Source organism: Nostoc punctiforme PCC 73102 (genome assembly GCF_000020025.1).
GTDB lineage: Bacteria > Cyanobacteriota > Cyanobacteriia > Cyanobacteriales > Nostocaceae > Nostoc > Nostoc punctiforme.
On the sequence record NC_010628.1, the window covers coordinates 3,485,743 to 3,512,680 of the forward strand.

20 protein-coding genes and 1 pseudogene are annotated in these 26,938 nt (G+C 39.0%); 8 read left to right on the top strand and 13 right to left on the bottom strand.

Going from position 1 to position 26,938, the window contains the following annotated elements:
• Positions 1-393: 393 nt before the first annotated feature.
• The 4 genes from NPUN_RS14335 (at position 394) to NPUN_RS14350 (ending at position 7,019) form a co-directional block, all read left to right on the top strand.
• Complete coding sequence (locus NPUN_RS14335; protein WP_012409343.1) at positions 394-3,033, top strand: M1 family metallopeptidase; 2,640 nt, start codon at positions 394-396, stop codon at positions 3,031-3,033.
• A 636-nt stretch (positions 3,034-3,669) separates the two neighbouring features.
• On the top strand, positions 3,670-5,394 hold the full coding sequence (locus NPUN_RS14340) for an ABC1 kinase family protein (RefSeq protein WP_012409344.1): 1,725 nt from the start codon (positions 3,670-3,672) through the stop codon (positions 5,392-5,394).
• A 26-nt stretch (positions 5,395-5,420) separates the two neighbouring features.
• Complete coding sequence (locus NPUN_RS14345; RefSeq protein WP_012409345.1) at positions 5,421-5,795, top strand: hypothetical protein; 375 nt, start codon at positions 5,421-5,423, stop codon at positions 5,793-5,795.
• Positions 5,796-6,134: 339 nt separating this feature from the next.
• Complete coding sequence (locus NPUN_RS14350) at positions 6,135-7,019, top strand: hypothetical protein (protein ID WP_012409346.1); 885 nt, start codon at positions 6,135-6,137, stop codon at positions 7,017-7,019.
• A 53-nt stretch (positions 7,020-7,072) separates the two neighbouring features.
• Here NPUN_RS14350 and NPUN_RS14355 read toward each other — a convergent pair whose 3' ends face one another.
• The 8 genes from NPUN_RS14355 to NPUN_RS14390 form a co-directional block, all read right to left on the bottom strand.
• A complete protein-coding gene (locus NPUN_RS14355) occupies positions 7,073-8,110 on the bottom strand; it encodes an Npun_R2821/Npun_R2822 family protein (RefSeq protein ID WP_012409347.1) in 1,038 nt (345 codons plus the stop codon).
• Positions 8,111-8,126: 16 nt separating this feature from the next.
• Positions 8,127-9,017: an Npun_R2821/Npun_R2822 family protein gene (locus NPUN_RS14360; RefSeq protein WP_012409348.1), complete on the bottom strand. Its 891-nt coding sequence runs from the start codon at positions 9,015-9,017 to the stop codon at positions 8,127-8,129.
• 3 nt (positions 9,018-9,020) lie between these two features.
• Positions 9,021-10,001, bottom strand: a complete 981-nt coding sequence (locus tag NPUN_RS14365) for an Npun_R2821/Npun_R2822 family protein (RefSeq protein ID WP_012409349.1) — start codon at positions 9,999-10,001, stop codon at positions 9,021-9,023.
• 3 nt (positions 10,002-10,004) lie between these two features.
• The gene (locus NPUN_RS14370) at positions 10,005-10,964 is read right to left on the bottom strand and encodes a glycosyltransferase family 10 domain-containing protein (protein WP_041565404.1); all 960 of its coding nucleotides are present in this window, start codon (positions 10,962-10,964) and stop codon (positions 10,005-10,007) included.
• Positions 10,965-11,005: 41 nt separating this feature from the next.
• Entirely contained in the window at positions 11,006-12,229 is a 1,224-nt protein-coding gene (locus tag NPUN_RS14375) for a glycosyltransferase family 4 protein (RefSeq protein ID WP_012409351.1), read from the bottom strand.
• Positions 12,222-14,546 carry an ABC transporter ATP-binding protein gene (locus NPUN_RS14380; protein WP_012409352.1) on the bottom strand — a complete coding sequence of 775 codons (2,325 nt, stop codon included), beginning with the start codon at positions 14,544-14,546 and terminating at the stop codon, positions 12,222-12,224. Before NPUN_RS14380 ends, NPUN_RS14375 begins: the two co-directional genes overlap by 8 nt.
• A gap of 312 nt (positions 14,547-14,858) precedes the next feature.
• Positions 14,859-16,022, bottom strand: a complete 1,164-nt coding sequence (locus tag NPUN_RS14385) for a glycosyltransferase family 4 protein (RefSeq protein ID WP_041565405.1) — start codon at positions 16,020-16,022, stop codon at positions 14,859-14,861.
• Between the two features lie 18 nt (positions 16,023-16,040).
• Positions 16,041-16,883, bottom strand: coding sequence for a hypothetical protein (locus NPUN_RS14390; RefSeq protein WP_012409354.1), 843 nt, complete (start codon positions 16,881-16,883; stop codon positions 16,041-16,043).
• 405 nt (positions 16,884-17,288) lie between these two features.
• On the opposite strand from NPUN_RS14390, the gene gloB reads away from it, so the two are divergent.
• The 3 genes from gloB (at position 17,289) to NPUN_RS14405 (ending at position 21,670) form a co-directional block, all read left to right on the top strand.
• Positions 17,289-18,062 carry a hydroxyacylglutathione hydrolase gene (gene gloB / locus NPUN_RS14395; RefSeq protein ID WP_012409355.1) on the top strand — a complete coding sequence of 258 codons (774 nt, stop codon included), beginning with the start codon at positions 17,289-17,291 and terminating at the stop codon, positions 18,060-18,062.
• 355 nt (positions 18,063-18,417) lie between these two features.
• Entirely contained in the window at positions 18,418-18,876 is a 459-nt protein-coding gene (gene rplI, locus NPUN_RS14400; RefSeq protein WP_012409356.1) for a 50S ribosomal protein L9, read from the top strand.
• Between the two features lie 163 nt (positions 18,877-19,039).
• Positions 19,040-21,670 (top strand): replicative DNA helicase, encoded by a 2,631-nt coding sequence (locus tag NPUN_RS14405; protein WP_012409357.1) that lies wholly within the window; start codon positions 19,040-19,042, stop codon positions 21,668-21,670.
• 99 nt (positions 21,671-21,769) lie between these two features.
• Here NPUN_RS14405 and NPUN_RS14410 read toward each other — a convergent pair whose 3' ends face one another.
• Both NPUN_RS14410 and NPUN_RS14415 read right to left on the bottom strand, forming a co-directional pair.
• Positions 21,770-22,291: an FKBP-type peptidyl-prolyl cis-trans isomerase gene (locus tag NPUN_RS14410; RefSeq protein ID WP_041565406.1), complete on the bottom strand. Its 522-nt coding sequence runs from the start codon at positions 22,289-22,291 to the stop codon at positions 21,770-21,772.
• Positions 22,292-22,369: 78 nt separating this feature from the next.
• Complete coding sequence (locus NPUN_RS14415) at positions 22,370-22,693, bottom strand: phasin family protein (protein WP_012409359.1); 324 nt, start codon at positions 22,691-22,693, stop codon at positions 22,370-22,372.
• 134 nt (positions 22,694-22,827) lie between these two features.
• On the opposite strand from NPUN_RS14415, the pseudogene NPUN_RS43255 reads away from it, so the two are divergent.
• Positions 22,828-22,962 (top strand): annotated as a pseudogene (locus NPUN_RS43255) (TIGR03792 family protein); the annotation flags it as partial.
• Between the two features lie 395 nt (positions 22,963-23,357).
• Here the strand turns inward: NPUN_RS43255 and NPUN_RS14425 are convergent.
• The 3 genes from NPUN_RS14425 to NPUN_RS14435 form a co-directional block, all read right to left on the bottom strand.
• Complete coding sequence (locus NPUN_RS14425) at positions 23,358-23,768, bottom strand: 2TM domain-containing protein (RefSeq protein WP_012409361.1); 411 nt, start codon at positions 23,766-23,768, stop codon at positions 23,358-23,360.
• Between the two features lie 643 nt (positions 23,769-24,411).
• On the bottom strand, positions 24,412-25,503 hold the full coding sequence (locus tag NPUN_RS14430; RefSeq protein ID WP_012409362.1) for a T3SS effector HopA1 family protein: 1,092 nt from the start codon (positions 25,501-25,503) through the stop codon (positions 24,412-24,414).
• Positions 25,504-25,582: 79 nt separating this feature from the next.
• Positions 25,583-26,773: a phosphotransferase gene (locus NPUN_RS14435; protein WP_012409363.1), complete on the bottom strand. Its 1,191-nt coding sequence runs from the start codon at positions 26,771-26,773 to the stop codon at positions 25,583-25,585.
• Positions 26,774-26,938 lie beyond the last annotated feature (165 nt).

Sequence of the window (26,938 nt, forward strand, 5' to 3'; positions counted from 1 at the left end):
CCCAGGGAATGAGGAGCGAATTTGCAAATGATATGCTGTTCATCTCAAATAAAATAGCCTGCTTAACAGCAGCAAGTTATCCTAAGTTATAAGAACAATTAGGAGTATTTGTACTTAATGAGAATCTATCGAGGTGCAAGAGACACTTGACTCGATGACAAAAAAGTGCAAAACATCAGTAAAAGGAAATGCGGGAGGGATATGGAAAAAAGTCCCAGGATCGATAGTCGATCTTCGGAAACTTGGGTGAGATTAATTTCAATCCTCCAATCCCCAATGGGAATCTTAACCCCCATATTGCCCTATTGATTTGGGAAATACAGATACCGCTATTTTGCTTAATTACATCTAGCCAAGCCAGACTTTTCAGGATTACAAGGTCAGTAAGGATCAATGTCGAAGTCTTATTTTGATACAGATAATAACGGACACAAACCTTTTGAGTTACCGGGAGCAAGACCACACTACAATCCCGATCGCCCAGGACAGGTGGAGCATATTTTTCTCGATCTCAGCTTAGATATTCCTAAGAAAAGCTATCAGGGCATTTGTAGCATTCGCCTCTTGCCAATCCGTAATGGCATTGACCGTTTGACTTTGGATGCTGTCAACCTGAATATCGAGTCTGTGCAAGTGGACGATGTGCCACAAAATTTTGACTACGACGGGGAACAGCTTTCTATCAAACTTTCTGAGGTAACTCAGATTGGTAAACGCTTGCTGATTGCGATCGCCTATTCGGTGGCAAAACCGCAACGCGGTATTTATTTTATCCAACCAGACAAGCATTATCCAAATAAGCCCACTCAAGTTTGGACTCAGGGAGAAGACGAAGACTCTCGCTTTTGGTTCCCCTGCTTTGACTATCCAGGACAATTGTCTACTTCAGAAATTCGCGTTCGTGTCCCCAACCCCCTCGTGGCGATTTCCAACGGCGAACTGATTGACACCACAGAAGATGGTGATTATAAAATCTACCATTGGTTACAGCAACAAGTTCATCCTACCTACTTGATGACTTTGGCAGTAGGTGACTTTGCCGAAATTCAGGATGAATGGAAGGGTAAACCAGTCACCTACTACGTAGAAAAGGGACGGGAGGAAGATGCTAAACGCAGCATGGGCAAAACTCCCCGGATGATCGAATTTTTGAGCCAAAAGTATGGTTATCCATATCCTTTCCCGAAATATGCCCAGGTTTGTGTCGATGATTTCATCTTTGGCGGGATGGAAAACACCTCCACAACCTTGTTAACAGATAGATGTTTGCTTGATGAACGCGCCGCTTTAGATAACCGCAACACCGAAAGTTTAGTCGTCCACGAACTCGCCCACCAGTGGTTTGGTGATTTGGTGGTGATTAAGCATTGGTCTCATGCTTGGATTAAGGAAGGAATGGCTTCCTATTCTGAGGTAATGTGGACAGAGCAAGAATATAGTCTAGAAGAAGCAGCTTACTATCGTTTTTTAGAAGCTCGTCGTTACATTAGTGAAGATAGCAGCCGCTACCGTCGCCCGATGGTAACACATGTTTACCGCGAAGCTATTGAACTTTACGATCGCCACATCTACGAAAAAGGGTCTTGTGTTTATCACATGATTCGGGCCCAATTAGGAGATGAATTATTTTGGCAGGCTATTCAAACATTTGTCCAAGATAATGCCCACAAAACTGTAGAAACTATAGATTTACTCAGGGCGATTGAAAAGGCTACTGGACATAATCTTTTGTTTCTCTTTGATCAATATGTTTATCGTGGCGGCCATCCCGATTTTAAGGTAGCTTACTCTTGGGATGGAGATGCTAAGTTGGCAAAAATTACGGTAACTCAAACTCAAGCTGCTGAAGATAAAAATGGCAGTAAAGATTTGTTTGATTTAAAAATACCTATTGGTTTTGGCTATACCCAACAAGAAGGGAAAAGTGAGGAGTTAGGAGTTAAAAATAATTCCAAACTCACAACTCCTAACTCACAACTCAAGACTTTTGTCGTGCGTGTAAATGAACGAGAACAAAGCTTCTACTTTCCCCTAGAAAATAAGCCTCAATATATCAGCTTTGATGTTGAGAATAATTACCTAAAAACAGTAGCTTTAGAGTATCCAATAGCAGAGTTAAAAGCACAATTAGAATCTGACCCCAACCCAATTTCGCGCATCTATGCAGCAGAAGCTTTAACGAAAAAAGGCGGGTTAGAAGCAACAAAAGCACTGTCTGCGTCCCTCAAAAATGACCCATTGTGGGGTGTGCGGGTGGAAGTGGCAAAACAACTAGCCAAAATTAATTTAGACCAAGCTTTTGATGGCTTAGTTCTGGGATTAAAAGATAAAAATGCTTACGTGCGACGATCTGTAGTGGAAGCACTTGCTCAAATCAAAACTGCTGAAAGCTATAAAGTTGTAAGAGGGTTGTTGCAAAAAGGCGATCCCAGCTACTATGTGGAGGCAACAGCCTCTCGTGTGATTGGCGCGATCGCATCTGCAAACTTGGAAGAAAAACCCAAGGAAGATAAGGTAATAAAGCAACTCAAGGGCATTTTAGAAGAAAAGGCGGGTTGGAATGAAGTAGTGCGGAGTGGTGCGATCGCTGGTTTAGCTGAATTCAAAACCTCGGAAGCAGCTTTAAATCTACTACTCGAATACACCAAAATCGGTGTACCACAACCTCTACGTTTAGCCACAATTCGCGCTTTAGGAAAGATTTCTGTAGGTCAAAGTCCGGTTAATTTGGAACGGATTTTAGAAAAACTGGCAGAACTAGCTAAAGAAACCTTCTTTTTAACGCAAGTGGCGGTAGCAGCAGCATTGGGACAAATGGAAACACCCAAAGCAGTCGGAATTTTGCGATCGCTAGCTGAACAAACAGCCGATGGGCGTGTCCGTCGCAATGCTGAAGAAGAAATTTCCAGGGTGCAAAAGAACATCGGTTCAGAAAAAACCCTCCGTCAATTGCGTGAAGATTTCGACCAACTCAAGCAACAAAACCAGGAATTGAGAAGCCGTTTAGAAAACTTGGAGGCCAAATCTAAATAGCAGCAAATGATAGTTAAAAGTTGGTAATTGGTAATTGTGGTAAAACCACTACCAATTACCAAAGTTGTATTTAACGCTCTAATTTTTATTATTCAAAAAGCTTCTTAATATACACTCTCTTACAAAAGTTGATTTTCCTTAAATAGTTATTTTTTACACATAGAGTATTACAATTTTCACTTAATAGAGTAAGTATAAATAAATATAGTATCAAGATTCATGATTTCCCGCAGAAGTCGTGAATCCTTCTCCTGAGCGGTTTCTGTTTAATTTAAGTTTATCTACTTACTACTGTGATATGTAGCTGAAAGCAAACATGCTTACGGATTTCTCATATCCTAACCAAATTTACAGATACAGGTAGATATTTATATTTATATAAAATAAGGTTAAGAAAAGATAAAATCACCGAAAAGATGGATAAGTAGTTGTAGTTTTATAAAGTATAATTAAGAAAAAGATAAACAAATCTAGGAAGTAATTTAGGCTAAAACTGCCTCGAACAGTACCCCAGAAAGGCAGGGTTCGAGTTGTTTCAGATAAAAAACTACCGCTATCTTTTGCCTACAACTAACTTGTAGGTTTACTAGAGAAACAATCATTGTAAATTTTTCAGTTGAAGAGGCAAATAAAGGCGTGGGTCAGTATCAACCTACTCAGCTAAAGCTCTATAATCCAGATGCGATAGCTCGCTATTATAGTTACCGTCCTTGGCTAGCCTGGGGGCGACTGCTGAGAATTATCTCCTCTTTTGCAGTATTTATAATCAGTCTCAAGTGGGACGAATGGCAAGACAAAGTTGAGCAGAACAAGGGTAAACGAGCTATCCAGTTGCGAGAACTGCTCACCCGCCTCGGCCCAACTTTTATTAAAGTTGGTCAAGCCCTCTCCACCAGACCTGACTTAATACGTAAGGATTTTTTAGAAGAACTGATCAAGTTACAAGATCAGTTACCACCTTTCGACAATGCGATCGCTTACAAAATTATCGAAACCGAGCTAGATCGTCCAATTAATGAAAGTTTTAGCGAACTCTCACCTCACCCAGTCGCAGCAGCTAGCTTGGGTCAAGTATACCGTGGTCGTCTGATCACTGGCGAAGAAGTTGCAGTGAAGGTGCAACGCCCAAACTTACGCCCAACTCTTACCCGCGACCTCTATTTATTGCGCTGGGGTGCGAGTTGGGTAGCTCCTTGGTTGCCCCTGAATCTCGGTCACGATCTCACTTTAATCGTGGACGAGTTTGGCACGAAGCTATTTGAAGAAATCGACTATATAAATGAAGGCCGCAACGCCGAAAAATTTGCTAGCAATTTCCGCAACGACCCACAAGTTAAAGTTCCAGGAATTTACTGGCGTTATACCAATACCCACGTTTTAACCCTGGAATGGATTAACGGCTTTAAGCTGACGGATACTAAAAGCATCCGCGAAGCAGGTTTAGACCCAGAAGCGATTATCCAAATTGGCGTTACTTCAGGATTGCAACAGCTCCTAGAACACGGCTTCTTTCATGCTGACCCCCATCCCGGTAATTTATTTGCTGTACCCGATGGTCGGATGGCTTATATCGACTTTGGCATGATGGATCAGTTGGAAGAAAACACCAAAGAAACACTAGTAGATGCGCTAGTGCATTTGGTGAATAAAGACTATACCGACTTAGCCGAAGACTTTGTAAAATTAGGATTTCTGACTCCAGACACGAATATTTGCCCGATAGTGCCAGCATTAGAAGCGGTGCTAGGAAACGCCATTGGCAAAAATGTCAAGGATTTTAACTTCAAAACTATTACCGATGAATTCTCGGAACTGATGTACGAATATCCTTTCCGAGTTCCGGCGAAGTTTGCTTTGATTATTCGTTCCTTAGTGACTCAAGAAGGTATTGCCCTGAGCCTCAACCCAGATTTCAAAATTGTGGAAGTGGGTTATCCCTACATAGCACGGCGGTTGCTGACGGGGGAATCGCCGGAATTACGGCGGCGATTATTGAATGTGTTGTTCAAAGATGGTAAATTTCAGTGGCAGCGTTTAGAGAATTTAATTGCGATCGCTCGTAGTGATAACAACTTTGATGTATTGCCGACAGCCCAGATGGGTTTCCAATATTTAATGTCGGAAGAAGGCAAGTTCCTGCGGCGACAGCTGGTGCTAGCTCTCACTGAAGATGACCGCCTCCACACCGAAGATGTCCAACGTCTGTGGAACCTAGTTAAAGATGACTTAAAACCGGATCGTTTACTAAATGCAGCGATCGGTATTTTAACAAATTTATCTAGAGAAGGCGCGGCGGCTATTCTGCCAAAAGCTACATTTCTAGTGCCTTTTACTGGAAACCAGTCAGCAATTAAAAACTAAAAACCTATAAATCAGGAGTTTTAATAATGTATTATTTTCCTCTACAACCACCCTATTTCCTTTTACTCGTTGGTTTTTTGACAGCATTAACATCTGGTTTGGCATTATCTGGCACTTTGAAAGTAATTGTGCAGAATTGGCCAAGTGAAAGAGCAGAAAATACTAAACCACGTTCCTCTCTAAAACAATTACTTGTGCCATTTATCGGTATCACTGGCGGGACTTGTCTATTTCTATCTTCAGGTTTAGAGATATTTGGCTTTCCCTCCACTTTGGCTTTAGGAGTTGGTCTACCAATTAGTTTGTTTACTTGTTTATTAGTTTGGTTGCAGTTGGGAAGTATGATGACCTTTATAGAACGCGAAGGGATGCAATCTTTAGATTTAGATTCTTTTTCTTAGATTGATAAAAATATGTTTAAGTTATTATTAACTGAACTGCCTTGATATAGGAATAAACTTAAATGCTCACCATAGCTGGTGAGCATTTATACTTTTGTAGTAAGCATTTTTCAAGGCTTTAGTATAGATGCAATTAATTCATGCCTTAAAATCTTTTAGGGATTGCATATAATTTTACTAATTAGAGGAAGATAGGTACTATTACAGTAGTCAGCCCCTATATTATATATGTGAACATAGTGTTTGATTTAAATCAAAACAATTTGCATGATTCTTCTGTCTCTAAACAAATTTTTAATATTAGTATCAACCAAATTTTATTTAAACAATTAAAATCTTATGAACCAAGAAAAATCAGACATTTGTTTTTGCACTTTAGCTTTAGGGAAAAGATATCGCTCTCATGCTTTCCTATTAGCTCAAGATATTGAAAAATATTCGCCAGGAGTATATTTAATTCTCCTAACAGATAAGCCAGAAGAATTTAAAATATATCTTAACGTTTTAGCATTTAAACATGAACAACAGAGCATTGGTTGTTACCACGATAAAAGGTTTGTAATTGCCAAAGCCATATCACTGTTTAATACTTGTATATTTGTCGATGCAGATATCAGAATATTAGATAAGTTACAACCAGATATAAAATGGCTTCCTGGTATAACAGCAAGAAGTTGTACCAGTATTGCCAAACACAATCAAGAATATATTAATTCAGCAAATGATGATTACAAGGCAAATAGAGTTAGAGATTTGACCATTCTGAGCAAACTAGCACAAAAACTAGGCCTGGATTTAGAAGATACTAATATTCAGTTTGTCATGGAAATGTTATTTGTAGTTACAAGGCAAAATGGGCGTGAAATCGAATTTATTAAGCAATGGGAAACTATAGCAATTTACTGTGAGTTAAATGGTTTTTATAGTGCTGAGGGTTATGCAATAGGATTAGCTGCTGCTAAGGCTGGATTGCCAGTTCGATGGGATGCTATGGACGGTATTGTTTATTTCAAGGATTGGGTAGAACGGCAAAAAATCAAAAAGGGACAAGCAAATCCAGATGAAACGCTGATATATTTTCAACAGCACGAAGCGATTGAATACCACAAAAATTCGATTTCCCAAAAGCTATTGCATAAGCTAAATAAATTTATTGGTTATTACTATCGGTCCTTGCGTTTAAGACTTGCGGCATTGAGTAATTTTAATTTTTATCACCGATGAAACTTTGGAAAAACATCAACAAGCTGATTTAATTGGCATTCTTTGCTGAATTATTAGTAACCATTAATTTTATCCTTGAAGTTACGATACTTTAATTTAATATTGTTTACTCTTTGCTGAATAAAACTACTAGTAGACTTTTGCAAAAGCGTTATCTGGCTTGGGCGGGTAAAACTTTGAGGCCGTTTTTCAGGCGACTTTAAATAGCGATAATATAAGAAAACATCGCGGTAAGGGATATCTACATCTTCACCTCCACAAAGCCGCACAAAAGCTGAAGAAGATACACTCATATAGTGTAAGTAGGTCAATTTCCGCCCTTGGTCAAAGAGGATATTATCTACTACATCAAATTTAGAACTCCAGTGATTACCAGTTGCCTGCTCGCAGTCATGAAAAGCAAAGTTATAATAGGAAATTCCACTTCTCAACACCATGTAGTTAAATAAAGATTGGTCAGGTGCTAAAAAAGCCATGACATCTGCCTCACCCGATATTAATTTGCCCATTAAATCGGCTCTTATCGCTGGAGGAAAAATATTTTTCTTGGTTGCAAACCAACCAGCACAAAATACTTTATCTTGCAATTTTTCTGAATTGAAAATTTGCTGCATTTGCTCTGGTGAACCATCAAAAATAAATTTTAAGTCAGACTTATATTGAAAATCATTGACTACCCAATCAGATGTATCTAATTGTTCATATACATAATCTACTGGCCCCATTAACAAGGTATCTGCATCAAAATAAATAAATCTATCAAAGGGGCCATCCACAGCACAAAATTTGCGGTGCATTGGTAACTCATAGAGTTCTGAAAAACCCCACTCTCGCCAAGTTCTTTGCGCTCTAGGATAATTTTTCCATATCTGAGTCGCAAAGTTATCCCAATAAGCTATGGAATCAGAATCTTCAAATAAGCTGACATTATCTCTAGATGCAATCTCTGCTTTCACCTTATCTAAGCGCTGATTATATGGAAGTATACAAATAGGAATTTTCCTACCAGCATTAGCTTCTATACTGTTGAGCAATGCTACTAGTTGATCATAGACAACATCATTGGCTAGGATGTAAATACCATCAATCATTGGGATACTCCTAATATTAAGTGCGGGCAGCAACAAAAGGAAATAAGCGGCGAGTCAGTTTGGAGATGAAAGCGAATTTACCCTCATGGAGATAGCGATAGTGTTCCCACAATTGCCAATAGGGACTACCAGTTTTCATCCGCGTACCAGCCCAGTGGAGATATTTTAGTCGTTGTCCTCGGTCATAGAGGGCATAATCTTGCTGTTGGAAACTTTGTGAACCCGCCCAACTACCAGGCCCACCACCAGGAATTTTGACGAGGTTTCCTCGTTTGTCAATCAGTTTGAGAACAAGATAATTTAAAATTGGTTGGTCTGTAACTCCTTCAGAAAAATCGAAATATTCACGATGCGCTGCACACTCGCGCAAAGCTTCATCCATCTGTTCTTCGGTAATAACTCCTTTTCTCGAAGCCCAAAACCCACTGTTGAAAACATCTTGAAGTTGAGCATCAGAAAAAAGTTGCTGCTCTTTCACAAATGGGGAAAAGATATTTCGCAGTTTGTCATTGGCATAATGGTAATCACAACAGAAGAAATCAACTTCTGAAAGTTTGTCTAAATTGTCGGCGATTTTTTCAAAAACGACAATATCTGTATCAATATAAATAAATTCATCTAAAGGACCAAACCACGCAACTAGTTTACGCATTTTGTTTGGTAAGGCAAGGAAATCTCGATCAAAAATTTCTCCGATGCGTTTAGTAAATTTATCAATAAGTTCCAAATCTGGGAAAATTTGCACTTTGTGTAAGGTAGAAAGCTGTTCTGCTACCTTGTGATAATTTTCGTTAAATGGTATTAGATAAATGGTTACTTCTGGATCGTAGTAACGAATACTATTTAGTAAAGCGATCGCATTATCAATAACACGATCGTTGGCAACAATATAAATTCCCCTACTCATAAATTATCCTTGGTTAATTAACTTAAGTTTTCGCAAAGCTCTTGTAAGTAAATTTGGTACTGGAGCGTCATTATAATTCTTCGGAGGGTTTTGAAAGATGGGACGCTTATCTGGTTCGTTTAAGTAACGATAGTAGAGAAATAAATCTCGATAGGGAAAATCAATATTTTCTCCAGCACAGACTGCTTGATTAATATTAGGAGGGATACCAATATAATGAAGGTAGGTTAGCCGATTACCTTTGTCATAAAGAAGGTGTTCTCGTTCCTCGAAGTGCTTAGATGTGGCGGAACATCCTGTCTTTGCATTATCTGGTAGTTGACGAGCAAAGTTATAAATATAAAGATTAGACCTCATTACCATGTAGTTTATCAGTGGTTGTTCTCCAGCACCGCCATACAAAATTTCCGCCTCACCATTTTGTAAATGCGATATTAGTAAATCTCTTTGTTCTGAGTTAAATGTTCCTCGTTTTGCACCATAGAAACCGGAGCAAAAAATTTCAGAATCAATCCGCTTTTGCTCGAAAACTTCTAGTAATTTTGGCGAGTTAACATTATATATCTTACTAACGTCTTTAAATTGGAAATCGTAGACAACAAAATCATACGTATCTAGCTTTTCAAACACCGATGTCAGAGAATTCATCACCAAGGTGTCTGCATCTAAATAGATAAATTTATCGAATGGCCCATCAAAGGCGCAAAAACGCCGATGAGCGCCATACAACCGTGATTTACTCCGATTCAATCGCTCTGGTGCTGCTGAGAGCATAAATTGATCCCAACGGTTGATTGATTCTTGATTATCGTAAAGAAATACATTAGGTCGTTTAGCTATTTCATCAGCAATTCGCTGTGTCTGATCGTCGAAAGGATAGATACAAACAGGAATTTCGGGGCCCAAGATAACATCAATACTGTTGAGCAAAGCCACCAGTTGATCGAAAACATAATCATTGCCAAGGGTACAAATACCATTCATAATTTATGAGTGTTGATCGACAAAGTTTGATAACCAGTTAAGTAAGTTTAATTTATGTAGAATAATTTGACGTGCTTCTGCGATCGCATCTTTGGCAGCATACCAAGCATCAGGTGTAGCCGTCACTTCTTGGATGTAGGCAATACCTTTTTCATCTAAACTGGGCAACCGCAAAAAACTACCCGGTGGCAATAATTTATCAGCAGCAGGGCCACCATAGTAGATTGGTAGACACCAGGCAAGTAAACTATCCCAAAGTTTCTCACTGACATACCAATTATTGTCAGCATAATTTTCAATTGCCAAATTGTAATAGTATGGTGCCATCCCATACCATTTGTTACCTAGCTCTCCCGATTTTTTAGCCGATTCTGGTAGGTTACGCCCATATAAATCAAATTTCATGCCACTAGATTGTAGGGACTGTAAAAAGTCTAAACGCTGGCGATGTTTGGCTGTACGACTAATTCCCGAAGTAATCCAACTGCATGGGGCAACCTTTTCAGGTGGAGGCATTTCATTTAAATCTTGAAATGAATTTGAATGATACCAAATAGCAGGCATATAGTCAGGAGTCGGGGCAAAATCATCGGGGCCAGAAATGTAGCCGCAATACTTCTGGGCTTGTTGATAATTATGATTAGTTGTTTCGACAATTTCATCTAAAGGCGGTTCCCTTAGCAAATAAATAATCCGATCTTTGTTGATACCACGCAGTAGAGAATCAACATTTACTACTGATTTTTGCTGCCGTTTGCGAAAGCTATCTAACCAAGATTTTTGTGGCGCTGCTTGGGGAAAATCAAATTGATACATCAGTAGAAAATCTGGTTTAGTTGCTAGTGACTGCATTTGCATATTGCCCCAAACTCCAAATTGATGAGGGGTTTGTTGCCACAGCCAATCGGCTCTAGTTTCTAAACCTCGATAGCTGCTAATCATTCCTACAGTTTTTATAGTCATTTTAGTTATTAGTCATTTGCCATTTATCTTCTAGATTCTTTTTATGCGATAAATAGGGGTAGCAGAGATTCATCAACATAACTAAGAATTTTTGCGGCTCGATTTTCCCAAGAAAACTGCTTGACAAATTCGATACTATCTGGATAACCTTCTATTTTTCTAGGATGAGTTTCTAAAACCTGCTTCAGACTTTCGGCAAATTTGCTCGGGTTATCTGGTTCACACCAAGCAGCGATCGCTTTTGTATCTTGAAACTCAACTAATGAAGGGATTTCCGTCGAGACAATAGGAGTTCCAGAGGCGAAGTAGTCAAACAGCTTTAAAGGAGATGTGAAAGTTGCCGCTTTTCCCGAACAATGAGGGTGAGCTAAAACATCCGCTGCTTGTAGCAAAGATGCTAACTCATTATGCAAGACATAGCCCAAAAATTGAATATTATAAACCTGTTTTTCTTTTACCAATTGCTGATAATATTCTACTTCTGCTGGCTTACCACCTGCACAGGCAAATTGCACATTAGGCATTTCGTTAGCCACATCAATTAGTACATCAATACCTTTAAATTGCTGTAACGCTCCCGCATAAACTACCAATTTTTGGTTTTCATCTCGCAATAGTTTTTGTCGCCATTCTGCGGCTTTTTCTGGTTGTCTCTGCATAAACAAGCGATTGAAACCATTGTGCAACTTAATTACTTTTTCTGGCGGCATCCCATTTTTAATCATGCTTTCACGGATTGTTTCTACAACGGTGACAGCTATTTGTAAGAGTGGATTTGTAACAATTTCTTGCTCAAATGGTTTCTCTTCATGGTGGTGGTGTTCATAAATTGCCGGAATGCCATTTTTGATGGCAGCTTTGACAAAATTCCAGTTGCGACTGTGGACAAGTTTAGTACTTGGAAGTATATGAAATGGTAAATAATACTTGCTTGCAATAGTGTTGGAGTCAGTAAATTTGCTCGAGAAATGGTCAATCGGCCAAGGCATCGGTAATGGAGCAACTTTTAACTTGTCATGGAGATTGTAATATTCAATAAGTTCTGTTGGTGTTTTTATCGGTTCAAAAGGACGCAGTAAATTAATTGGGTTATTAGCTTTCACTCCTTTATCAGGGTATACCAAAACTGTTGAGTATCCTAAGTTAGCGGCGGCATTAGCTGCGTTTGTAGACTGCACTAGGTGAGCCTCTGGCTGAGGTAATTCTTCACCAATGAAAAAAATATAGTGTTTTTTTAAAGTATTAGTTTCCATAATTTTAGACATTAATATTATCCTCAAATGTTTCTAAACTCTTCAAAAGACATATCGCAGATTCATAAGTTTCACTAACTAATTCATTTGGCTCTTCTTGGGGAGTATCTATAAAATTATCTGCTAGAGAGCGGAGAGAGCTAAGTATGAGATTCAGAGAAGTTCTAAACTCAACTGAGAGATGATTAAAGCTTTGATAATAGTTACTGATGACATTTTGATTTTGGTCAGAAATTGAAAGAATCTGCCCCCTTATTTGTAAGTTAATCACATCCTCAAAAATATCAATGGTGTTGAGAATTCTCCAGGCTGATTTATAAGAGTCTTCAATTAGTTTGTGCCGTTCTTGAGAATCGTCTCCCAGATCATCAAGTAATAAGTATAGGAACCCAATCATCGAGTTCAACTGTGTCCGAATTTCGTGAGAGATGCGGAGCGAGCTTTGATTGTGTTTAGTAGCGGCTTCAGGACGATCGACAAATTTCTTTGAGTTTAGGCGCATTGCCTTAAGAATTTTTGTCTGAATCAAGTTTTTATTAGGGCGATCGCTAAATTGCATTGAGTACAGGCGTGAGTAGTAAGCACCTTTTTGCAAAAGTTCTTCATGGGTTCCCACTTCTACTACCTGTCCTTGATCTAATACAGCTATTTGATCGGCTTTTTGGACTGTAGAAAGGCGGTGAGCAATAACTAGGGTGGTGCGATCGCGACTAAGATCGTCAAGTGCAGATTGTACTAATCGTTCGGAAACGGTATCTAAAGCGCTGGTGGCTTCATCTAAAATCAGAATTTCGGGATTTTGGAGGAGGGCGCGGGCGATCGCTAATCTTTGCCTTTGTCCACCAGACAACATTACCCCGCGATCGCCAATTAGGGTGTCAAATCCTTGAGGCAATTTGCTAATAAACTCATAAGCATTTGCCCGCTTTGCTGCTGTCAAAATCTCATCGTCAGTAGCCTGTGTTCGCCCATAAGCGATGTTATTTTGCACTGAGTCATTAAAAAGAAAGGTATCTTGACTGACAATCCCCATCCGCTTCCGTAGGGATACTAGATCGAACTCCCGCAAATCGGTGCCGTCAATGGTAATACTGCCAGCGATCGGGTCATAAAATCTGGGTAAAAGGTCTGCCAAGGTAGATTTACCAGCCCCAGAACCGCCTACCAATGCTAAGGTCGTACCACGCGGTAAATATAAATTTACATCTTTGAGTACCAACTTTTCATGACCAGGGTAGGCAAAGCAAAGAGAATTAAAAGACACTCCCTTTTCTAATTTTGTGTAGGGAAGCTTACCTTTCTCCATGAACGGCTTATCGTGCAAGCTCAAAAACTCATTCGTCACATCCACACTAGCTGCGGTACTGGCAAAGTTGCTGCGAATAGTATTTAACTGAGAAATCAATGGCAGTACTCGCAGCAGCACTAATAAATATGTCAATAGTACGGTAGAAAGCGAAGAAACCTGTTGAGCAAAGAAGGTTTTGCTCAAAAGTACAATCAGCAGTAAAGCTGTAATACCCATTACCTCACTTAGAGGTGTAATGGCTTCCGAATTAACTTGAGATTGGAAATCTGCTAATTCGCGATCGCGAATTAGTTTTTTAATCCGTTGATATTCTTTTTCTTCATTTCCCGTCGATTTTACCAATCGAATTCCGTTCAGAGTTTCCAGTACGGAGACAGAATATGCTCTAGACATCTCACTCAGCTGCTTCCCAAAATTTCTTGACCGGGAAATAGCATACTGGTTTACTAACGTCACCAACGATAACAAAAGCGTAGCAGCAATTGTCAACTGCCAAGAAATTGACAGCAACAAACTGACAAAAACTAAAATTGTGATTGCCAGGATAACTATCTTGACGATACTACCTATAGAACTTGCAGACCGACCAATTTCTCCACCAAGACGGTTGATTAAATCTCCGACCTTAGTTTTGGCATAATAATCTATATCAATTTCTAGTAATAGCTTTAACCCAGTTTCGCGCATATCTGATGTTAGCTTTCGGGTTAAAGAACTCGATGCTAATGAACTGGCATAAGTAGCTAAATTCTTTAAAATAATTGTGAAAATAATCGCCCCAGCCATTACTCCTATCCGGTAAGGCTCTGGAGTATTATCAAAGGGAGATATCATCGTTTTTAGGATAGGAGGAGCAGTACTTAAATCTACTTCTTGTCCCACGATTTTTAAAACCACTGGCACAATTAAAGCGGTGCTAATCCCATTAAATAAAGCTCCAGAAAATCCTAACAATATTGTCAGTAGAATCAAACCTGGATAGGGCCTAGCGAATCGTAATAGCAGTTTTCTGGTAGACATTGGGTATTTCTATGCAATTTTCACTTATTAATATTATTCACAAATCACTTGCCAAACTTGCTAATATCAAATAAAACAAAACTAAATAATTTTCAATATCCCAACAAAAGAAGCAGTTATTGCTGGAAGAATATTGCCCGATCGCAAGGGGAGATTACAAGAGCGATTTTTTCCTGTCGCCATCAAAGTTAGCTTGTGGTTTGAGTCCTCACAACTTTTGTATGGCCTCAATTTACCCAAGATTGAACCCCCAACTGAAAAGTTCCTCTACCTCCCACTTTCTTCAATTTACGCTTCCTTCCATATTAATATTTACAACTGAGAAATTACCGACTTTAATACCGAAGCCATAGCCTCTATACTATAGTGTTCTACACATCTTTTTCTGGCGTTGATACCTTGCTGGTTTGCTGACTCTAAATTCTGAAAAATCCATTGAATCTGTTCAGCAATCTGCTCAGGACAAGCAGGATCGACTAAATAACCAGTATCACCTAATATTTTGGGAATATCTCCAACGCGCGTTGATAATACAGGTTTAGCCATTGCCATTCCATCTGTCAACTTCAGGGGAAATTGAGCGCGAGTTTCTGGGGTATCTCGTTGGGGAACAACTACAATGTGAGCTGCTGCTACTAAATCAGGCATTATATCCGCTGGATATTTTGGTAATTTGATAATCCAGCGTCCCCATTTTCGTTGAAGTTGCCGATCGTAATCATCATAAGGACTGCCACCTACAATCACTAGTCTTAAGTCTGGTTGATTAATTTTATCGAGCGCTATGAGAACATCTTCTAGACCTTTGTAGGGTCTTGGCGCACCAGGAAACATTAAAATACGATATTCAGATAAACCATAACGATTTCTGCTGGACTCAGCATCATATCGAGCAGGATCAAATAAAGCAGTATCCTTACCATTGGGAACAAATGTACCCCCAAAACGCTGCTGCAAAAATTTAGTATGCACCGTCACCGCATCAGCACTATTTACCAAACCTTCCATCCATTTTACGTATAAAGGATGATAAGGATTCCTGAGTGCGCCGTCTGATTTAAACAAGTCCCTGACTAATTGTTTGGGTGTGAAACGATAATGCCAGTCATCGCCACCATACCAACTGAGTTCCCAATCATCTATGTCTAAAATTAATGCTTTTTGGCTAAATATTTTCTTGAGTAGGGCGACTCCAAAACTCGCTATTTGTGGTTTTATTGCATAAATTATATCTCCATTGATTTTTGGTAAAAATTTGTGAATTTCTCCGAAAAAATCGGGAAAATTTTTACCCGGCAAATTATAAACGTTTAATTCTGATGGCAAATTTCGATATAAGTTATTTCCAAATAAAAACCCCATGATTTCAACTTCGTATTCTAAGTTTCTTAGGGCTGTTGCTATCAAGTATGCACGCAAAATAGCTGCACTTGATAAATCTGAAACCAACAGCGATATCTTGGAAAAATTTTTCACTGTTTTTATACTTAATATTTATTTAATGCGCCAAGGATTTGTAACTTGATTCGGTAAAAATACTTTAGCGAATCTGTCAAAAACCCTTGTATATAAGGAACGACTAATATCTTTAGCATATTGAGGCCGATAAGGATAAGTACAGTGAAGAACTTTAATTGTATCCTGAATATCATAAGCATCCTGCCACTTGCTGAGATAATTATAGGTTGGTGGTAAGATTTTCTTATGAGGTTGTACAGATGCGATCGCAGAAGCAAAAGCCCCTTGATCTTTTAAAAGCAATTTATCTTGATTATTTTTGACAATCTCAAAATAACGTTTAAATTCGTCAAAAAATATTTTGGTTACTTCAGTTTTCCGAAAAGCCATAAAACCGCCATTATACTGCACACTATCTGCTTGTAATGGTAATCCTACCGATTGCAAAATTGGCAGAACGTTTGGCAAAAGTTCTTCTTGTTTACCACGTAATAAGTTTGTAGCTTTAAGAATAGAAGGTTGCACATCTTCGGTTAGTAAAAACTCATATTCATCTAAATAGTCAAATACATCATTGATGTTTGTAAGTAAACAAATATCTGAATCTAGGTAAATCGTTTTATCAAACTCAGAAGCCTCATATAGAGCCAATTTTGCTTGCCGCGATGCTAAAACAGTATTTTCGTTTGCTGGTGCTGGTTTTAAAATTACATTTTTGAACGCCTTAAGCAAGGGATAAAGAACTATTGGAACTTGGTCAATTAAAATAATGATTGGCTCTTGATGAAACTTTCTGACTGCTGCTAAAAAATGAATACAATCTTGAAACGAGTAAAGCCCAGTTAGAATTGTAATAAAACCTTTAGTTGGTGTTGACATAAATCCAATGAATAATTTTTGTTGACTTTGAAAATTAGATAAGTATTTATTTATAAAATCTTACTTTAGTTTGAGTGATAGTTAAATTCGATAGAGTAGAGATCAGCAAAATATGAATTTGAATATTGATTATGTTTAAGCAAAAAAATATTAAAATAAATTTAACTTTATATTTATAACTATTCCCAGAGAAAATTCACTGATAAATTCATCTAAATTTTACTTTATTTAAGTATAATTACCGTGTAAACACAAAAGTATAATATTCATAGGTAATATTGCACTATAACTATAATAAACAAAGTATAAACACTTGATATAGCTTGTGAATGTAGCACTATTATTCACTGGAATCTGGGATTGCTACTCAATACCAAACATTTATGTTGTAAGGGAGCAGAGGTAATGCAGGTAATCCGTCTGGAAGCACTCTCAGACAACTACATATTCTTGTTATATGACGACAAACGTAATATCGCGGCTGTTGTCGATCCAGCAGAGGCTCAACCAGTATTAAAGAAACTGGCAGAGTTAAAAGCTGATTTAGTAGCAATTTTTAACACGCACCACCATAACGATCATGTAGGTGGTAATAAGCAATTAATCGAAAAATTTCCCCAACTGATAGTTTATGGAGGAGCCGAGGATCGTGGTAGAATTCCGGGACAAAAGGTATTTTTGCAACAAGGCGATCGCGTCGAGTTCGCAGACCGCATAGCTGAAGTTATCTTCGTTCCTGGACATACCCGTGCTCACATCGCTTACTACTTTCCACCTCAAGAAGCTAGTGAGACAGGCGATTTGTTTTGTGGTGATACCCTATTTTCCGGCGGTTGCGGTCGTTTATTTGAAGGAACACCGACCCAAATGGTAGATTCTTTAAGCAAACTGCGTTCTCTACCTGATAATACACGCATCTGGTGTGCCCACGAATACACATTAAAAAATCTGCAATTTGCCTTAACTGTAGATGGCGACAACGCTGACTTACAAAGACGCTTCAACGAAGTAAAAGCTTACCGTAGTCGAGGAGAAGCTACCATTCCCTCACTGCTAGGAGTGGAGAAGCACACCAATCCCTTTTTACGTTGGGATCAGGCATCATTACAATCAACTGTTAAGAGTAGTGATGGAGTGCAAACCTTTGCGCGGATAAGAGAAATGAAAAATAACTTTTAGGTATTGGGCATTGGGCATTGGGCATTGGGCATTGGGAATTGGGAATTGGGAATTGGGGATTGGGAATTGAACATGAAGAAGAGACAAGGGAAACAAGGAAGAGGGGGTAGACAAGAGAGAGACTTGTTCAATAATTCCCCCTTGTTTCCCATACCTCCCATGCCTCTCATGCCTCCCCTTCCCCCTTGCTTCTTCTCAATCCTTTCAACTTTTTAGTGGGAATAGTTGCGATCGCACCCTTCCTTTCGCTACGATCTGTAAGCTTTAGGGTGTAGGCCAAGAAGCTTGGAATACAGCAGTGACATTGTGAGCTATCAAGCCTTACCCAAATTAATCAGATTTTACAGGAAAAACGATGGCGAAACGCGTACAGTTAGTTTTAAATCAAGATATCAGCAAGCTGGGGAAATCTGGCGACTTAGTGGAAGTAGCTCCTGGCTACGCTCGTAATTATCTGATTCCCCAGAAATTGGCAACTAATGCCACTCCTGGTATTCTCAAGCAAGTAGAACGCCGTCGCGAGCAAGAGCGTCAACGGCAATTAGAACTCAGACAACAAGCTCTTGAGCAAAAAGAATCTCTTGAAAAAGTTGGTAGCTTGACAATTGCCAAGCAAGTTGGTGAAAACGAAGCAATTTTCGGTACTATCACCACCCAAGATGTTGCAGATGCAATTAAGGCAGCCACCGGTCAAGAAGTGGATCGGCGTGGAATTACCATCCCCGATATTAACCACCTTGGTACTTACCAAGCCGAAATCAAGCTGTATTCTGATGTAGCGGCACAAGTCGATATTCAAGTCGTCGCTAGTTAACTCAGAAGGGGGACGAGGGAGCAGGGGTAATAATTCTTAACTCTGCCAATTTTAGATTTGGAATTTTGGATTTTTGATTGAAGAAAAAATCTAAAATCTAAAATCTAAAATTGCATAACTCCCATACTCCCGGCTAGCAAAATCGTCAAAACTAAAATCGTTTATGGCTGAAGAACTTAATTTTAAAGGCGATGGTAGCGATCGCCTCCCCCCACAAAATATTGAGGCCGAAGAAGCGATTTTGGGGGGTATTTTGCTAGATCCAGAAGCGATTAGTCGAGTTAGCGATCGCCTCCTTCCCGAAGCTTTTTACATTAGCGCCCATAAAGATATTTATCAGGCAGCTGTGAGGCTCCACACCCAAGGTAAACCAACAGATTTGCTCTCAGTCACAAGTTGGCTAACTGACCATGAGATGCTTACCCGCATAGGCGGCAGAAATAAACTAGCAACTCTGGTAGACCGCACAGTCTCAGCCGTGAACATCGATGCCCTCGCAGGGTTGGTGATGGAAAAATACCTGCGGCGGCAGTTAATTAAAGCTGGCAATGAAATTGTACATCTTGGTTACGAGACAGAAACCGAGTTACCAACTGTTTTAGATCAGGCAGAACAGAAAGTATTCGGCGTAACCCAAGAGCGTCCACAGTCAGGTTTAATTCACATTTCTGATACTCTAATTAATAATTTCCAGGATATCGAGGATCGAAATCAAGGCATCGCCTTACCTGGTGTTCCCTGCGGATTTTACGATTTAGATGCCATGACCAGTGGCTTTCAACGCTCTGATTTGATTATTGTCGCGGGCCGCCCATCAATGGGGAAAACCGCATTTTGCTTAAACCTTGCTCATAATATAGCTGCTTCTTATAAATTACCAGTTGCTTTTTTCAGCTTGGAAATGTCCAAAGAGCAATTGACACAACGTTTATTAGCCAGTGAAGCGCAAATTGAAAGTAGTTATCTGCGGACTGGTCGCCTCAGTCAAACACAATGGGAACCTTTAAGCCGTGCTATTGGTATCCTTTCCGAGATGCCAATTTATATTGACGACACGCCGAATATTACAGTTACACAAATGCGTAGTCAGGCAAGAAGGCTGCAAGCGGAAGTTGGAACTGAATTAGGATTAATTGTAATAGATTACTTGCAATTGATGGAAGGAGCAGGCGATAATCGCGTACAAGAATTATCAAAAATTACGCGTCAACTCAAAGGTTTAGCGCGGGAATTATCTGTACCAGTTATTGCTTTATCTCAGTTAAGTCGAGGGGTGGAAGCGCGTACTAATAAGCGTCCGATGTTGTCAGATTTGAGAGAATCTGGTTGTTTAGCAGGCGATAGTCTGGTGACATTAGTAGATAGCGGACTGCAAGTGCCAATTAAGGAATTAGTAGGTAAATCTGGTTTTGCAGTTTGGGCATTGAACGAAGCTACAATGCAGCTAGAAAAGGCAATTGTTAGCAATGCTTTTTCGACTGGTATAAAGCCTCTGTTTACTTTGACAACTCGATTGGGGCGGAAAATCCGTGCCACAGGTAATCACAAGTTTTTAACAATTAATGGCTGGAAAAGACTTGATGAATTAACTCCTAAAGAACATCTCTGTTTACCAAGAAATCTCCCCAGTTCTGGTAAACAAACTATGACTTATGCCGAAGTTGCATTATTAGGGCATTTAATTGGCGACGGTTGTACATTGCCACGTCATGCCATACAGTACACTACCAGAGAAATAGATTTAGCTCAGAATGTTGCTTTCTTGGCAACAGAAGTTTTTGGAGACTCAATTGTTCCTAGAATTTCACCTGAACGTGAGTGGTATCAAGTTTACTTATCCGCAGCACAGCATCTAACTCATAGTGTTAGAAATCCAATAGCCAAATGGCTAGACTCTCTGAATGTTTTTGGTTTAAGGTCTTACGAAAAATTTGTACCTCGAGAATTGTTCTCACAACCCAAAGAGTTAATAGCGTGCTTTCTAAGACACCTTTGGAGTACAGATGGTTGTATAAACTTAATTGCAGGAAAAAAGCCAAGACCTATTGCATTTTATGCAAGCAGTAGTGAGAGACTAGCTTTTGATGTACAGACACTTTTATTAAGGCTTGGTATTAATGCAACACTAAGGACAGTTCCTCAAGTTGGCAAAGGTAGAAACCAATATCATGTAATAATTACTGGTAAGCCCGATCTTCAGTTATTTATTGTTCATGTTGGAGCAGTAGGACAATATAAGCTACGTTCACTCCAAGATATTTTCCAACACCTTGAAAACAGTATTCACAACCCTAATAGAGATATAATTCCGAAGGATATTTGGAAAATGGAGGTTGTACCTGCGATGCAAGCTATTGGCTTCACCACACGGATATTACAAGCCTCCATTGGAGTTTCGTATTGTGGCTCTACTCTTTACAAAGTAAATTTAAGTCGAGAAAGAGCTTTAAAAGTTGGCAACATTGTTCAATCATCTAAACTGGTTACTCTTGCCAAAAGTGATGTTTATTGGGATGAAATAGTTTCAATTGAATATAGTGGTGAGGAAGAAGTGTTTGACCTCACCGTTCCTGGTTTGCATAATTTTGTTGCAAATAATATTATTGTTCACAATTCCATTGAACAAGACGCGGATTTAGTAATAATGTTGTATCGCGATGAATACTACTCTCCCGATACTCCCGATCGCGGCATTGCAGAAGTAATTATAGCTAAACACCGCAACGGGCCTACAGGGACAGCTAAACTTTTGTTTAATCCACAGTTTACAAAGTTTCAAAATTTAAAAATTTAGCCGTTGAATTGGGGACTGGGGATTGGGTACTGAGAAAAGCCAATGCCCCATACTTCGACTCCGCTCAGTACAAGTGCCCACTGCCCAATGCCCCAATCTTTATTTAACTCCTAGCAATTCCACATCAAAAATTAGAGTTGCATTGGGTGGAATCACGCCACCAGCACCACGAGCGCCATAGCCTAACTCAGATGGGATGATTAACTTACGACGACCGCCTACTTTAATCGTGCTAACTCCCTCGTCCCAACCTTTGATTACCTGTCCTACACCAATTTTAAAGCTGAAGGGTTGGCCGCGATCGCGTGAACTATCAAACTTAGTACCATCTTCTAGAGTGCCGACATAGTGAACTTCAACCGTTTGTCCTGGTTGAGGAGTTGCCCCAGTCCCCTCTTTTAACTCCACATACTTCAATCCAGACGGAGTAGTTACGGCATTAGCGTCAGACATAGTATTACTCGCAATTAAGATATTGTTTTCAGTTACAGTTGTGGCCGCTGGCGGCGTTTGGGTTAACTGGGCAGCAATGGCAGTATTCTGTTTACTGCCTACTTGCCCCACAGCCAAAAGCACAACACACACCAGCATGAACGCCACACTGAGGAAAATTGGTTTCAAAATCAGTTCTCCTTACTTAAGTATCCTGGCAAAAAGATTACCAATAGGACACAATTAGTTTAAATCAGAAAGGACATCTTAACGCCAAAGCTTATTTTCCAAATCGCGCAATTGCCGCTCTAAACGGTCAATTCTACCCCGTAATTCGTCCACTTCCGACTGTCGAGCTACGCCTAAATCTTGCATCATATTTCGCATTTGTCGTTGCATTTGGACATCCCAGTTTCCCTGCTCCGACTTTAACTGCTGGGCAATATCATCTATAACTGCCTTAGCTTGCTCAGGATTGAGCTTACCATCTTTAACCAAGTCATCGCTGACTTGGCGCAGTTTTTCTGCTACTAAAGACGTTGTGCCAAGACCCATCATCATTAGCTGTTGTAACCAGTTGTTGTTATCCATATTCCCTTCCTCTTACTTGTGTCAAAGCAGCTGACCCTTACTCCTGAGTGTAGGCAATGAAGCTATGCGAAAAGCGTAGTTCTTCTAGCCTACATCTCTATTTTGGCAAATTAGCAAACACAGGATCGTAGGGTGTGATTATAAAACTACTCAAGTTTGAGATTGCCCCACATTTAAGGGAAAATTTTATCCATAAGGACACGCAAATTTGGACAACAGCGCTGGCTGAATATCCTGGCTTTCTAGGTAAAGAGGTCTGGATTCAACCTCAACGATCCTACATAAGTTATACCGAACAGTCTCAATTAACCAAAACAAAGGGCAAAATCCCCTCGTTTGAAGGTAAGTAAAATTTCGTTACAGTCACTAAGGAACTTCCAAATAAAACAATATTCAAAACTAACGCAAATAATTCTCTCTATCTCTTCTCCCTCTGTGTTCTCTGTGTCTCTGTGGTTGGTTTATTTGGATAATTTATTTCTTGGAAGTCCCTTAATGAAGTACAGCGTAAATTCAGCCACCATCCCAATTAACTAGACAAGTAGGGGCAATACCCTGCGGGAAACCGCTTTACCCCTACTTGTTGAGGGTAGTTAAACTTTTGTCACAGTGATTAGTGAAGAGATCGCCCTAAAAAATTATCAGAATCTGACTTGAATTTTAGTTAAATTTGTGAACGCCATTTCTGAAAGGCAATCTCGTAATCCTCTGATTTACTCTGATAAACGCCCCACCAATGAAAAAATAATCCTAACCCCCATCCTAATGCTGGGAAAATAGCCCAAAAATAACCAGGACTAGTGATTAAATTCAAGAGAATGAGGAATAAATTCACTGCCAAGAAGGAAACAAAATGCCCCCAAAAAGCTCTGCGTCGAAAAGTATTAAATGTGCGTCGTGACCGTTCCTCTTCTTGCTGAAATAACCACTTTCTTTCAGTTTTTTCCAAAATATCAGAAGAAATGCCTAATTCAGATGCCATTTCTATAAGCTGTTCTCGTGAAAATTCACCTTCCTGTTTCCGGGTGAGTGCTATTTCAAGGATTTTTTGCACATCTTCTGAATCGTAAGTCATTTTAACTACCTTATAAGTTTGTGTGTAAATGCGCTTTTGATTTCACGAAGTTTTCAATAGGCTTCGTTCAATTCAGTTAGCGAACGTCTCCACATTTTGCACCCAATACTTAGTGACATTCACAACCTTATTATTTTCTCACAACTGATTTAGGGCTGCTGTATTTGTCAATACCTCTATATTAGTTTTATGACGTTAAGCCAAATATTATCTAAAATTTTAATGCTAGATTTGTCAGAAAATATTGACAATTATATATTGCGATTTTCGCTTTTTAATGGGATTTTTGATATTAATTAAATATCACAATATCTACATAAATTTGGATTAAATAGACGCATAAGCTTGAGATAAGTAATTACAAATACTTGTCTTACCTTTTCAGAACTTACGCAAAAAATAGCCAAAATTCTTATTTTAACATAGGGGTGATACCCTGCGATAAGCCGCTTTGCATCTACATAAATTTCCCATACAACGTGGGTTTTTACGTTTAAAAAATAGGGGTTCAGAATAAGGCTTAAGACTTAAACCCCTGATTAAGGGTTAATGCTTAAGCCTTAAGCCTTGTTATTTAAAATCTAAAATTGAGTGAGCAAGAATATATCTTCAATCAAGAACTGGAAGTATCACATTCGGCGATTCAGAGATTTATGGAAGTGTAGATATCATCCGAGTTTGGATTTAGGTAAGGACGTTGCAATTCAATTTCCCATAATGAAAAATGCCGCAGAATTGCTGCTATCTTATCTGCTGGCGTATCATTTCCTAGATGCCAAGCTTCAAGCAAACCATTAGCAACAATTTGGCATCGATGTGTACCAAAACTTTCATGATCGCCAAATTTACGGTCTGGTTCTTCAGCGATCGCTAACCCTGGTGCTATAAACTTGGTAAATAAAGGTACTTGCTGCTGAAAATGCACTTGATTTTCTTTATATACCCTCTCTAAGACTGGACGAACAAGTTCATAATCCTTTTTGTCAAAATAAAGAACTGCTGAGTCGTAACGCCCATAATCAGAAGGGTTGTACAATGCTTTAAATGAGAAGGCAATGGATATAGCATTGAGTTGGCTAGTCAAATCGTTCATGACTGCAACTGAGCCTTCGGGGGTCAAATTGAAGTAGACACGTACCAAAGTTTGATAATTTCGAGCCATAGCTGCATTAGCAATTGCCATATAAAATCCGTTTTGCACCAGATTCTTAGGCATTTTGATTGCTATTGAGTCACCAATATTAGCAGCTTGTTGTAAGCTATCGGGTTCAACGTGCACCCTCAAACCGTTCTTATGCACCACCAAACTACCATCTAAGTCTTCTTTTAGAACCAGCCAATTATCATTCCAGTAGCCTACACCTCTGTTATTTTCATGCAAGCGATCGTAAAAAGCTATATCTACACCAAATAGTGTATTGTTTTCGATATCTTGGTTTAAAGCCAAATTTGCTGCTTCTTTATTGGATGACGGAAGACTTTTCAATGAGCCATTGTAGTATAAGGCGTAAAGTATACTACGTAATTGATGACTCAAAAACTTATTTTGAAAATCTAAAGATAATTGTTGAAAGTGAGAGACTATTGATTCTGGTACTTCCACCGGGCCAAACTCTGGATGTCTAATACAATGGTAAGACTGGATTTCAACCTTATGAACGATATCTCGTAGTGATGTCTGCAATGACTCTGGAATATCTGATATTTGATTTGCCAGCGAATCTAATAGTTGCATAGAAACTTGCCTGTCAATAATGTGGAGAGATAGGGACAGACAAACAAAAAATGTTTGCGTCCCTTTGTTGACTTGGAATTTATTTTGAAGCGGGAGATAAATTAATGGGAGAGAGGTCTGATGCATCTACACCAAAAATTGTTGGTATCGATGCTTCTGGACGGCATAATAAACTTTTAGCAACCTGGAGTATGCAAATACCTTTATTACCAAAAGTTTTTTCGTGCTGGAGTTTGGCTTGAATAGATTTAATCAAAGCGAAACCGCAAAACTGCATAACTCTCTGTAAAAAATCAGGATGAAGTTCTATAATTTCGGGGAAAGCAGAGAGGTAAGCAATCACCAACTCTCTAATAGAAGGTTGCAGCAAATGTAGAGGAGTTGTTGCTAGACGTAAAGACTCTTGAATCGCCATTGTTTTACTGGTAATCATACTGTGTAGCCAAAGTTGTAGATAGCTGGCTATCAGTGTTCCTAAATCACTAGCTGGATCTCCCCAAGCGCCACGTTCCCAATCAATCAATCGAATAATACTCTCATCTGAGGACGATTCATTAAAAGCAGCTTCTTCCCAATTCAGGGAGAGGAGAATATTGTTTAGTTTCAGATCGTTATGGGTTAAACAACAGGGAATCAAGGCATTATTCAACTCTGCGATCGCCTGCCCTAGGCTATCATAACGTTGATAAAGAGACAAAAATTTTAGTCCATCGGTAGGTAACTTACCAAAAACTGCCGGGGAAACTCTATCCATTCCAAGATTTAGGTTAGGAATTCCTTGGCCAAATATATTCTTATTTAGGAAGAACTCTTGATACTCTTGACGGTCAATAGATAGGCGATGAATTGATGCCAAAGTAGTTCCAACTAGCATTGCAATCTTTATAGGAAATAATTTCAAATTCCTTTCCACATAAAAATCCATCAAATCCCGATAGTTAGTTAGATAATTGAAAACAAAGATTGAATTTTCAGGATCAAAATGTACTGCTTCTGAAAAATATGAGCGAATGTCGCTTAGTTCTGGGAAAGTTTGCAAAAAGTTATGAACTCGCCATTCTTTTAAAAACTCGCCAGAAGTCTTTCCCTCTCTTTTGTGAGGCTCTTGCTTAATTAGGAGTTTTCGGTTATCTGGTAAGCTGATTAATAAGTTAAAGTTTTTAGCAGGTACTAGCTCGATTTTGCTTAAAGACTTTTCATTTTGAGTACATAATCCTTGAAGAATCAGATAATCAAAAGCATTTTTAGAACTCAATACAAATGATGTCATGGCTTCACGAAAGTATCAATGTTAACAATTAAGAGCTTTTGCATAGTTAATATTTTTAATAGATTAACAACCTATTATACCCACTAACTATGTGTAGATGAATTATCATACAATACCTATTATTTTCGGCTGTATGAATTAACCAAAAAAAGGTTAAAAATTCCA